The following is a 10,851-nucleotide window of genomic DNA, read 5'->3' as shown; positions in this document are numbered from 1 at the left end:
AAAGATGTTGGAAAACTATATCGCAGGGTCAAACGCCCAACAATGGACTTAAGGTCGGCAGCGCGAGCACGCCAGTTAGGTTATATCTTTTGATTAGCTGCCTTGCTCATAATGGGGTCAGAACATGATGATTAAGACAGATACTGGCTCAGGGCGGCCTTACCCATTGGAGCAAGCTGGGTCGGGTTCATCGCCAGACGCTCCACACTCTGCCAGCGCTCCCTGTCCGGCATGATGCTCGAGGCAAGATCGCTCAGATGGGCCTGCGGCAACCGGTCGTGAAACACCGGCCGGAAGCCGATCTTCTCATGCGGCAGTATCGAACGTCCGCTCCACATCAACGTGTGTCAGCAGACCGAGCGCCTGCCTCTGGCCGGGTTCGCCGCTGGATACCCAGTGGTTCTGTTGCAGCAATGTTCAGTCTGAGCTGCACTCATGGCTCGAATAGTACACTGCTCTTTCCTCGCAGTGGCTCAGAGAATGCTGCGCGTCCAGATTACTTGGCCAGGGGATTGGGACGGAGCTGGAAGTGCACAACGACCGGCTTGCTGCCCTTGCCGCCCTCCCGGAGCCACGGCGTCCGGTCACCACTAGTGGTCCACAGACCTCGCCCCTTCCATCCGGCATTGGGATCATCAATGCGCCCGTCAAATCCCTTGGCATAGAAGCCCAGTGGATATGGCACCCGCAATGAGATCATCCGATCGCCCTTGAGCGCGACCAGACCGTCCGTCAGGTTCGCGGTAGACATCGGCACATCCTCGCCCAGTCCGAACGTGTTGTGCTGATCAACCCAGGTATAGTAGCTCGACTCGGCGCTGTTCTCCCCGATCCCTTGAAAGCCAGGACCAGGGTACTGATGGAAGGACCAACCCTCCGGGCAGTGATCACCGGTGGCCTGTGGTCCTTTGAGCGGCCGCTTGCATTTTCGCCGGTCGAAGCTCGCCAGGTGGCCGCTCGACAGTGAGGCCCAGACCACCCCTTGCCGGTCAATGTCGGCACCGCGGATGCCGAAGCCGGGCCGCGGCACGTGGTAGATTTCTGCCAGCGCAGTCTGAGGCGGATTTGGCCCAGGATCCAGACGGACCACCGCTGGTGTCCCGTTGAACACGCCCACCGAGCCCCAGATGGAGCCATCCACCGGGCTCGGGCTCACCGCATAGAAGCCTCCGGCAATGCGCTTGTCCTTCATCGGATCGAGCGGCTGATCAGGCTCGACATATTCATCCCGTTGGCCGTTGCCATTCGTGTCGAGCACCAGCGCCGTCCAGCCCTGCGCCTTGGCTGCGTCGCCCGTCTCGTCGAATAGCTTGGTATTGATCCAGCCGACCACCGGGCCGCCGCCGCTTGTCCACAAGGTGTCGTTCACGTCATAACCAAACTGCAGGTGATGGGTCCCGAAGCAGGTATCCACGAACGTGTACTGCATCGTCTCAGGATCGAGCCTCGTGATAGAGCGGGTCGTCCGCTCCAGCGGGAACAGCTTAGCCGAGGGATGGTCGGAGCCCTTCTTGCAGAAATCCGGATTGTTGGAGCCCCGCACGGTTGCGGCAAACCACACCCGTCCTTGGCGGTCGAACATGCCGTTGTGATTGTTGGCCTTGGTAGTCCAGATCTTTTCCTCACCCCAGTAGGGCGAGGGCGCCAGCACTTTGTCGCTTGCGGCATGTCCGGGTCCGAGCGCCTCCGGCGTATTGGGATCGCGCACTGGTGCCACGAATTCGGTGACAGTATGCGTCCTCGGATCGAGGATCGGGATTGCATCGGTGGAGTACTCTGCCGAGCCGAACAACGGGCCATAGGCATTGACGGTTGGATGGCGCCGGTCCGACGAGATCAGATCGTGCAAGTATTTCTTCTCGTTGAGCCACTCCCACGTGGTCACCACGATGTTGCGCTCAATACCTTCCGGCCGCTTGGGCTTGGCATGCGGCAGCTCGCCTTTGGCGATGCGGTCCATCCAGTCAGCGTAGTATCGGAATGGCACTCCGCCGAAGCGCCCAGCGAGCTGGTTCACCATGGTCTCGCCCGACTGGCCTGAGGATACGCGGCGGATCCAGGCTTCCTCCGACGAGCTGAACTCGCCCAATTGCTTCGCGATCGTGCGGGTGGAGTGCTGGCCGAGCTGATGGCAGCCGATGCAGCCGATGTTCTTGACCTGCTTGAGCCAGTCGACTTGCGTGATGGTGTCGGGGATATCGCTCGTGCCGCCGAATTGGCTCGCCTCCGGGATCTTGAGCATGGAATACCAGTAGATGGCCGGGTAGTACTGTGCCGCTTCCTTTTGGCTTGATGTCGGCACCGCCTGGAGATCGAGCTGCCTGCCGGGAGCGCTGGTCCTCTTGGGCGAGTCGACGAGGCCATAGCCACGTACCCAGACCGTGTAAGTGGCCTTCGGCAGATCGGGTACGACATAGCGGCCCCGATCATCCGTGACGACCATTCTGGCGAACTTGGTCGGCAGGTCGGTGGTCTCGGCAATGACCCAGACCCCGTCTTCGGGCCCATTCGGTCCGGTTACCACGCCGCCGATGTCATCGGGGTCGATGGCAATCAGATCCTGAGCACACAACCGGGTCGGAACGACTGCCACGCACCCGAGCGCGCCGATCGCAGCAATGATTGAATGAAGCCTCTGCCGACGTGCCATTGCTGTTCTCCCGGGCACCGTCTCCTCATCGACGCAAAGATAGCATGGATTGCTCCGAAGCCCGAGCATCGAGGCTTCCCGTCCTGCTGTGGAGTTGCAGAACAGACGGCGCATCGTTCGTGAGCGCATGTCCTGCAGACATCGTTCGTTACCGGTTCCGAATGCCTCCGGATCCGCAGCCTTGCACGATCACCCAGATCGTGGGCAGCGGCTCGGCCGCAGCACGGCGCTCAGGCGTAGGAAGTTTCACCTCGCTTCAGTTTGCCTGCCCTCGCGCGGATCACACCCTATAGATTGCCAAGCCAAGAACACCAAGGGCTGCCATCGGTACGACCCAGGCATCTGGCGAGCCCATCGTCCAAAGCGTTGCCCCACTGAGTGCGCACCATATCAGCGGAATGATCATGAGCCCCCACGGGGGCCGCTTGTCCACGGTCAGGAGGACACCGAGCGTGGCAAGCACGGTGGGATCGGGCGCGACACCAAAGATCTCGGCCTGCCGCCAATCACGCCCCACAAGCGGGCCAATCAATGGCTGCACCGCAAGCGCGAACAGAACCAACCCCATTCCGGTTCGGCTGATCCAATCTCCATATGGCAGAAACAAGATCCGGTTGCGAACGAGGCCTGTCCAGATCAGCAGCAGCGCCTCGACCACGAAGGCGATCGCCAAATACCGCGCTGCCCAGTTGATCGTGTCGTAATACTCAAGAAGGTAAGCCCGAGCCGTCCAAAGCCAGCCGGCGGCAAGGATCACTATCACGACCGAGCCTTGCTGAGGTCCGGTGCGCTGCAGGCGCCACAGGAGGACGAGCCCGAGCAGCAGCGCCAGAAGCTGCACCGGCCAGATCGCCCGGTTGTAGAGTTCGAACAGACGATAATAGGTGCGGGCCGAAAACAGCAGGAAATCCGATGGCGTGTAAGACAACCAGTCCGCCATCAGAGGCGCTCGACATAGGCGATCATGCGGGCCCGCATCGCCGCATCCGGCAGGTGTCCCGTGGCCGCCGTCATATTCTCGCGCACGTGATCTACCCGGGTTGTCGCCGGGATGGCGCAAATTACAGCCGGGTGTGACAGGATGAACTTCAGGATGAACTGGGCCCAGCTTCGTGCATCGATCTCGGTCGCCCAGGTCGGGAGCGGATGGGACTCCAGGCGGTCGATTAAGGCGCCTTGCCGGAACGGGCGATTAACGATGACCCCGATGCCGCGCTCAGCGGCCAAGGGCAGAATGCGATCTTCGATTTCACGATCGAGGATGTTGTAGGTGACTTGGATGAAGTCGAGCGGATGCTCACGCATCACGCGCTCGAACTCGCGATGTCGGCGTCCTTCCGAAGTCGTGATCCCAACATAGCGCACCTCGCCGGCCGCCTTCATGGCGAGCAGAGTCCTGAGATGCGCCTCCCAGATCAGAAGATTGTGCACCTGCAGCAGGTCGAAGCGAGGGATCCCCCAGTGGCGGCGGGACTCCTCAGTCTGGCTTCGTCCGGCGGATGCGGACGACGTCCAGACCTTGTCGGCCGCGAACAGGCGGGATGGATGACCGAGCTTCTGCAAGCCGTAGCCGACTACCTCCTGCGACGAACCGTACATAGGGGAGGAATCGATCAGGCTTCCACCGGCCTCAAAGAACGCGCGCATGACCTCGGCACAACTATCCCGTGCTTCGATGTCGCGGCCGACATTGAATGTGATCCAGGTGCCAAGCCCTACAAGGGGTAATGGCTCGCCAGTCGAGGGTATGGGTCTGGTGAGAACGGGACTTGGTTTTGCAGTTCCTGTCAATGGCCACACCATCGCAGTGGCGCTGGTCGCCGCCAAGGAGCAGAGAAGACTACGGCGGCTGAGGGGCTGTGATTGCTGCATCGAAAGATCTCCCGATCTATCGCCTCCTGCCGCATCAAACCCTACGTGCCTCGGACAGTTCTGCCAAACCCTTTCACAGCCTGATTGCTGGGCTTGACCTGCTCCGGTCGGCTACCAGTCCAAACGAGGCGAGCGCGAACAGCGAACAGACGGCCATGATGAGGATCAGCGGCCAGACGGTGACGCCGAGCGTAGCACCAACAACCGGAGCGACAAGCGCACCGAACCCAATTTGAAGGCTGCCCGACAGACCAGCCGCCGCGCCTGCAACTTCCGGCTTCACGCTGACCGCGCCGGCAATGCCGCTCGGCAAAACCAGTCCATTGCCTAGACCGATGAAGAACGTAGGACCGAACAGAGCCGCTGGGTGCAGGAAGCCCATGGCGAATGTAATTGCCATGCCGGCGACGCTGGCCAGCGTCACGCAGGTGCCGGCCAGGATCATCCGGTTCGGCCCCACCCCACCGGCGAACCGGCCGGAGGCAAAGTTGCCCAGAATGTAGCCGCTCGGCACGATGGCGAAATAAAAGCCATACTCGGCCGGGCTGCGGCCCATCAATTCGATCATCACGTAGGGCGCGCCTGCCACAAAGGCGAAGAACACGGCAGAGACAAAGCTGGCGGCCAGTGTGTAGCCCCAGAACAGCCGAGAGCGGAACAGACTCAGGTAGCTGTGCATGAGGTGCCGGATGGAGCCCGCAGCATCGCGATTGTGGTTGGTCTCGTGCAGTTGCCAGTAGGCGACGAGCAGGACCAAGCCGCCAAACAGCGTCAGGAACACGAAGGAGGCGCGCCATCCATAAAGCGTCTCGAGCACGCCGCCGATCGTGGGTGCAATCATGGGGGCCACCGCCATGCCCATGGTGACATAGCCGATCATGCTGGCCACCTGATTGCCTCCATACAGGTCCCGCACGATGGCGCGACTCAGGGTAATTCCTGCACAGCCGCCGACCGCCTGCACGACACGACCGACGACCAGGAGCCCGACATTCTGGGCTGTGAGGCAGACAAGCGAGCCGAGCACGAAGCCGAGAAGCCCGATCAGGAGCATGGGCCGTCGGCCGAAGCGATCGGAGAGTGAGCCAATGATCAACTGTCCAACAGCCATGGCGGCGAGATAGAGCGAGAGGGTCATCTGGATGGTGGCGAAATCGACGCCGAAGGCCCGCGCCATGCCCGGCATGGAGGGCAGGTACATGTTGATGCCGAGCGGGCTCACGGCCGAGGCGGCGATGAGCAAGGCGATGAAGGAGCGCTTGGCGGCAAGCTGCGGCGCTGCAGCGCTGGTACGGGTCATGATGTCCTAATTGTCTGAGGCGACGGTCGTGAACGACCTTAAACGCAGAGCCGACTTGAGATCTCTCTTTGTAGCACAAGCTCGCATCCAACCGACACATTCGGAGTGCGAGTTGGAGCAGCACCTGCAAAATTCTCCCTATTCTGGCTGTAATGATCTGAGAGGCGAGGTGCAGTCGAGATCGTCTGAGGCCGGCTCTGCGCCTGTGATCTGCCCTACCCTGCCCAATTGCCGAATGGCAGCAATCTCCCCAAGGGCCAGCGTGGACTTTGCGGAGAGCATGAGGTTTTGTGGGCAGATTGGTAACGGGTCGGCTGTGCTAGGTTTTCAGCCAGACGAAGCAAGGCTGCGAGGCACCTTCATTTGTCAAAGCGCATCCCATCCAAACCCGAGCTGCTGATCGGTCTCAAGTTCCGGAGTTCCTGCAGATCAAGATCTGTCTGCTCGGCTCAGCCCCCATGATCTGGCGGCGGGTTTAAATGCCAGCCAGCCCAACGCTGCGGGAGGCGCACGGTATCTTTCAGGGGCGTTGTCATGTCTGGATGGCGCCCGTTTGGCAATGTACTTGGTGATGACAGTGATGCTGAGGCCTCACGCCGGAAGCGCGCCTGGTGTGACGCTCGATGCTCCAACCTCAAGGCTCCACCAACCATGCGTTCGTAGCAGTGATCCTCGCTATTGAGCTCGGCATTAACCCACAGGAATCCTAATCCTTGCATCCTCGTTGGCCCGACACGCGCCGTCAGCTAAGAGGTCGAGCCAATGATTTGACCGTTCTGCAAGCAAGAGGTCGATGACCCCAGCCAGAATACCGTTGAGATGCAGCGGCGAGCCAGCGATCACATCGAGCGATGCGATAAAGCTCTGAAGAACCTGAAAGGGATTGTGTTCGGCTAACCATGCCGGTCGGCGTAGCGCCGCTTTTTGGCAAGGTTCTTCTGTCCTTCGAGCGTCTTGGCTGGGGCAATCACCTCCCTGTAGCGGCGGGTGTGCTTCTTGAATGACGGTCGCATACGCGCTTTCCCGGCCATAGTTCTGTCCTTTCCGTATATGAAGCATGGAACTACAATGGGTTGAGTATACAACCCGAGAAACTGGTTGGTCGCTTACCTAATCCTTGGGTGGTTCGCGTCGCGCGAGCCGCTCTACAAGCTCTGTCAACCGAGCCGGGAGTGTGTCCTCGACCGGACCGTAGGCGACCTGGAGCCGCTCTCCGAGCCTTTGAAGGTCACAGGAGTTCAGTGACTGATTCACCGGAAGGTGAGACGGGAGAGATAACGTAACTGTTGGGGTATCATTCGGGAGCAGGACCTGCATTAGAACACTCTCTCTGACGGCATGATTGGCCGCTGAATGCCCCTATTTCCTTGCCCTGTTCAGGATCGTTTATGCGCAAAGAGCGGGGCTTTGTGGCAAATATACGGACGAGGTGTTGGCTATCGGCCCAACGCAGGATTCACCACGATGTTGCTCGAACTGAACAAAGAACACTTGGGCGCTCTCAGGCGCGCCCTTGAAGCGAGAGCCCGTGACATGCATCTGCGTCTGGGGAGCGACCCTGGTGATGATGGCTTCCGGCGCGAAGCGGCACTCGCGACCCAGCTTCTGCGGCAGGTGGAGGCTCTGGAGCGACGTGCCGGTCACCGTGCTTGGGGCATAGGCGATATCGAGTATCTGCCCGAAGAGGATGATAATTGAGTGGAAACAAGCCTTGGGGGCTGACCCACCTGTCGTTGGCCGCTTAAGCCGATCTGCTCGCTAAGGAGTCACGCGTGGGCAGGGTTCTCCTCGACAAGAGTTCCGATCAACCGGAGCAGTTCATGCTGTTCCGGACCTCCGCCGCGACTCAGGAAGGTCGCGATCTCCTCATGTTCCACTTGCCCTCCAGAAGCCATATTGGCCTCGTGACGGATAAACACAGAACCTGAAGGATCTGCAATCAGGTACCAGCGGTCACCGCTGGAGCTTTCGTAGAGCTTGCGCACCTTTTTCATAGGAGCTCCTGTCGGATGGATATATCGCGCTTATTGTATCTATTGGACAGAAGGCAGAAAGTGCTCGCCGCGCAGCCAAACATTCCCTTATGAGAACTTGGATTGCACCTCCGGGGTACGACACTGCTCACATTCGGCTTCGGGGAATCGTTATTCTAGGAAGCCGTTCTGCCTCAACAACCCTCGTCGCTTGGGGCAAGCTCCGTTCAGAATAGCCTCGTATCGGTCTTGCTGTTTCGCGAAGACGAAGACTGAGTTGCTCGACCTCGGACGCCGTCATGGACGTTCCGTGCGTGATAATCATTTCTGCGAGATCTTCCGGGAGTGCATCGACGTGCTCTTGAAGGAGAAGAAGAGCGGCACTGATGGTACTCAACTCTCGTTCATCAACGATAAGGATGAGTTTCTTCATTGGGAAGCATCGGCCTCTAAATTTGTCCGTTCAGGCTAACAGTCGATACGGCGGAAACAAGGCAGACATTAACGAGGAAAATCATCTTACGAGGGTCCGAGAGACGACAGCCTGAACAAATCGCGCTGACTTGAGGCATACCGGACACCGCGCCAGCCCAGCGGCACACTTTGCCCTGGAACGGCAACGAGGGTCCGATGGGGCCGCAATTGCGTAAAGTCGAGCGACTGATGCAGTAGGCGCGTCGGGGCTGACGGAGGCGGACGAGGCATGAACCTTTCTGCCATTCAAAACAATTCTGCCCGAAATCGTTCAACTATGGCGTTGCCATGTTAATGGACGAGAGGCGCACTGAGACAAACTCAGGCGCTTGGCGGTTTCAGGCGGCAGTGCCGGCTGCAGACTTCCGCTCCGCCCGGCACCGAGTTACCGACTAGGGACACATGCCTGGCTTCAAGCGACGGGTCGAGGGGCGCTGGGACCGCTGATCCGGGCATCTGCCTCAACAACAAAAAGGCCCCGTCGGGGCCTTTTCCTGTTCTCGGCTTACCAAGTCTGGTGGTTATACCAGTCGTCCACGTCCCGGCGGACGCGGTCCTTTTCGAGGCCGTAGCGCTCTTGGATCTTGCCCTCGAGCTGCTCGCGCTGGCCATTAATGATATCGAGGTCATCGTCGGTCAGCTGGCCCCACTGCTCCTTGACCTTGCCCTTGACCTGCTTCCAGTTGCCTTCAACCCGGTTCCAATCCACTTTGTGACTCCCTTACCGTTCTGACACTTACACCGTAACGCCGGGGAACGGACATGGTTTCCTGGTAGGTCAAGGGCTGACTTGGATCAAAGTGGCGTATCAGCGCGATTAGAGAAGTCACAAATTCTCATGAGGTGGAGGCCCTGCTGCCGAGGCTGCCAAGATGATCGAGTTCCTTTGGTGCCTGCTAGAGCCTATGGAGGGCGTTAAGCTAGAGGACGTGCCGATGGAGCGGGAGCATGCCATGAGTGTGGGGAAGCGTGGTGAGCTATTGAAAGATCGCCCACATGACGATGGCAAGGGGAGCCACTATGCCGAGTACGAAGGAAAGTGCGTTCTGAGTCATGACCATCGTCCTTGATGATCCTCTATCGCACACCTCAGCATGGCTGGTCTGTGAGAGTACGCACAGTCTTTCTTGCATACTTACGGTCGGACTAAATGACGTCTTCTAGGCAAAAGCGTTGAAGGCTACCTGCTCCGAGCGTCCTGCAACCGCGCTATGGTTGCGTCGATCTCCAGAACGGGCAGAAATGTCCGATCGCCGTTTGTTGAACCGGCCTTTGTCGAGACAATTTCCATTTTTTGATCCTCGGAAGCAGCGAGATGAAACCAGGCTCATAGCATGGATCGATTCGGCATTCGGCAGTAAAAGCCACCAACTCAATCCTGCTCCTTAGTGGTCCCCGGCTCACTTCTGGATTTTGAGATGACCTCACCTCTATTGGGTTGCGCCAAGACGGCGAAGCAGGTCAGCCGCCTCCTGGTGGCCGTTCCGTTCAGCTTCCGATAAAGGCGTCATGCCATCCTGCCTGCGTGCCCCCTGGAGCTTGGCACCCTTAGCGGCAAGGGGTTCGATCATGTCGGTCACCCCATACGAAGCGGCGAAGTAGATCGGCGTACCGCCGCTGGAGGTCTCCGCCTCGATGTCCGCATGGTAGTCGAGGAGCATCCTGACCATCTCGGTTTTGCTATTGAGGATCGCGTGGTGCAGAGGTGTCAGCTTATTGGAGGCCCAAGCATTCACGTCGGTTCCATTGGTCAGCAGAAGTCTTGCCGTGCCGACATGACCCTGTCTCGCAGCAATGTGCAGGGGTGTTCTGTCGTAAGCATCCCGGGCATCAATGATCGCGCCGCTGGTCATCACCTCACGTGAGAATGGGGAAAATATCCTGTCACCAGTCATTTATCTGCTACCTGGTGATATTTGCTACCTAGTGCCGGATCGAACGCGCGAAGGGGCTGTGATCTGCTATGCCCGATCATTTCGACGATGAGGATTGGCCTGATATCAACCAGGAGCCTCCGAAAACTCAACGCCTAGCGAGGTCGAAGATCGAGAACGCCATGCGGCAACCAAGTTGAACTGTCCATGGATGGGCTGAGCCGGAACCTAAGGGCGGGCCAATGGGAGTATCGGAGATCAACGTCAGGGTATCCCTATTCTTAGAGTATTGAGGCAGTATACCAACCTATGTAAATAGGCACTAAACCAATAAATTAACCTATGTAAATTTTTATGATGGGATCGTGAGTGCCAAAATTATTAGTCCATACCTCCTATCGAGGTAGCGAATAGGCCCTATTGAGGGTTATCTTTTCATTCTCAAATAGGTCATTACAATTTCTTTTTCTTACATTTCAGAATTAACCAGAGTTCACCCCCTGGTTAATTCTTAGCTTTTAAGCTGTCGAGCGCACTGCTCGGCGGTTAGCGAGGCGTGTACCATGCAGTATCTCAATTGGAATGGGACCTTTATGTTCGACTCATGGGGGGATCATGGCAGCCCGGGTGACCCACCAACCAATAAAATAGGGGGGGCAGCACAGGGCATCACCAATTTTGATACTTGGGGCGATGGCCTCGATGTTT

9 protein-coding genes are annotated in these 10,851 nt (G+C 58.6%); 1 reads left to right on the top strand and 8 read right to left on the bottom strand.

The window, feature by feature from the left end; genetic code table 11:
- Window positions 1–131: 131 nt before the first annotated feature.
- The 5 genes from ACS5Q1_RS29605 to ACS5Q1_RS29585 all read right to left on the bottom strand — a co-directional run bounded on the left by ACS5Q1_RS29605 (window position 132) and on the right by ACS5Q1_RS29585 (window position 5,822).
- On the bottom strand, window positions 132–338 hold the full coding sequence (locus ACS5Q1_RS29605) for a hypothetical protein (RefSeq protein WP_473101564.1): 207 nt from the start codon (window positions 336–338) through the stop codon (window positions 132–134).
- A gap of 158 nt (window positions 339–496) precedes the next feature.
- Window positions 497–2,650: a carboxypeptidase-like regulatory domain-containing protein gene (locus ACS5Q1_RS29600; protein ID WP_473101563.1), complete on the bottom strand. Its 2,154-nt coding sequence runs from the start codon at window positions 2,648–2,650 to the stop codon at window positions 497–499.
- A gap of 280 nt (window positions 2,651–2,930) precedes the next feature.
- Window positions 2,931–3,590: a DUF6064 family protein gene (locus ACS5Q1_RS29595; protein WP_473101562.1), complete on the bottom strand. Its 660-nt coding sequence runs from the start codon at window positions 3,588–3,590 to the stop codon at window positions 2,931–2,933.
- A complete protein-coding gene (locus ACS5Q1_RS29590) occupies window positions 3,590–4,522 on the bottom strand; it encodes an aldo/keto reductase (protein ID WP_473101561.1) in 933 nt (310 codons plus the stop codon). The genes ACS5Q1_RS29595 and ACS5Q1_RS29590 overlap by 1 nt, the downstream gene beginning before the upstream one ends.
- 73 nt (window positions 4,523–4,595) lie before the next feature.
- Window positions 4,596–5,822 (bottom strand): multidrug effflux MFS transporter, encoded by a 1,227-nt coding sequence (locus ACS5Q1_RS29585; RefSeq protein ID WP_473101560.1) that lies wholly within the window; start codon window positions 5,820–5,822, stop codon window positions 4,596–4,598.
- A 1,464-nt stretch (window positions 5,823–7,286) separates the two neighbouring features.
- Here ACS5Q1_RS29585 and ACS5Q1_RS29580 point away from each other — a divergent pair.
- The gene (locus tag ACS5Q1_RS29580) at window positions 7,287–7,520 is read left to right on the top strand and encodes a hypothetical protein (protein WP_473101559.1); all 234 of its coding nucleotides are present in this window, start codon (window positions 7,287–7,289) and stop codon (window positions 7,518–7,520) included.
- A gap of 68 nt (window positions 7,521–7,588) precedes the next feature.
- Here ACS5Q1_RS29580 and ACS5Q1_RS29575 read toward each other — a convergent pair whose 3' ends face one another.
- The 3 genes from ACS5Q1_RS29575 to ACS5Q1_RS29565 form a co-directional block, all read right to left on the bottom strand.
- The gene (locus ACS5Q1_RS29575; RefSeq protein ID WP_473101558.1) at window positions 7,589–7,816 is read right to left on the bottom strand and encodes a hypothetical protein; all 228 of its coding nucleotides are present in this window, start codon (window positions 7,814–7,816) and stop codon (window positions 7,589–7,591) included.
- Window positions 7,817–8,774: 958 nt separating this feature from the next.
- Entirely contained in the window at window positions 8,775–8,978 is a 204-nt protein-coding gene (locus tag ACS5Q1_RS29570) for a CsbD family protein (RefSeq protein WP_473101557.1), read from the bottom strand.
- A gap of 721 nt (window positions 8,979–9,699) precedes the next feature.
- Window positions 9,700–10,122 carry an ankyrin repeat domain-containing protein gene (locus tag ACS5Q1_RS29565; RefSeq protein ID WP_473101556.1) on the bottom strand — a complete coding sequence of 141 codons (423 nt, stop codon included), beginning with the start codon at window positions 10,120–10,122 and terminating at the stop codon, window positions 9,700–9,702.
- Window positions 10,123–10,851: the final 729 nt, after the last annotated feature.

This window comes from Microvirga sp. GN3 (assembly GCF_055792825.1).
The sequence above is the reverse complement of the archived record's forward strand: the minus strand, read 5'-3'. Positions and strand labels throughout refer to the sequence as shown.

Excerpts from the sequence above, each read along its gene's own strand:
- ACS5Q1_RS29600 (WP_473101563.1), bottom strand. The coding sequence starts at position 2,650 with ATGGCACGTCGGCAGAGGCTTCATTCAATCATTGCTGCGATCGGCGCG.
- ACS5Q1_RS29580 (WP_473101559.1), top strand. The coding sequence starts at position 7,287 with ATGTTGCTCGAACTGAACAAAGAACACTTGGGCGCTCTCAGGCGCGCC.
- ACS5Q1_RS29575 (WP_473101558.1), bottom strand. The coding sequence starts at position 7,816 with ATGAAAAAGGTGCGCAAGCTCTACGAAAGCTCCAGCGGTGACCGCTGG.
- ACS5Q1_RS29595 (WP_473101562.1), bottom strand. The coding sequence starts at position 3,590 with ATGGCGGACTGGTTGTCTTACACGCCATCGGATTTCCTGCTGTTTTCG.
- ACS5Q1_RS29565 (WP_473101556.1), bottom strand. The coding sequence starts at position 10,122 with ATGACCAGCGGCGCGATCATTGATGCCCGGGATGCTTACGACAGAACA.
- ACS5Q1_RS29605 (WP_473101564.1), bottom strand. The coding sequence starts at position 338 with ATGTGGAGCGGACGTTCGATACTGCCGCATGAGAAGATCGGCTTCCGG.
- ACS5Q1_RS29590 (WP_473101561.1), bottom strand. The coding sequence starts at position 4,522 with ATGCAGCAATCACAGCCCCTCAGCCGCCGTAGTCTTCTCTGCTCCTTG.
- ACS5Q1_RS29585 (WP_473101560.1), bottom strand. The coding sequence starts at position 5,822 with ATGACCCGTACCAGCGCTGCAGCGCCGCAGCTTGCCGCCAAGCGCTCC.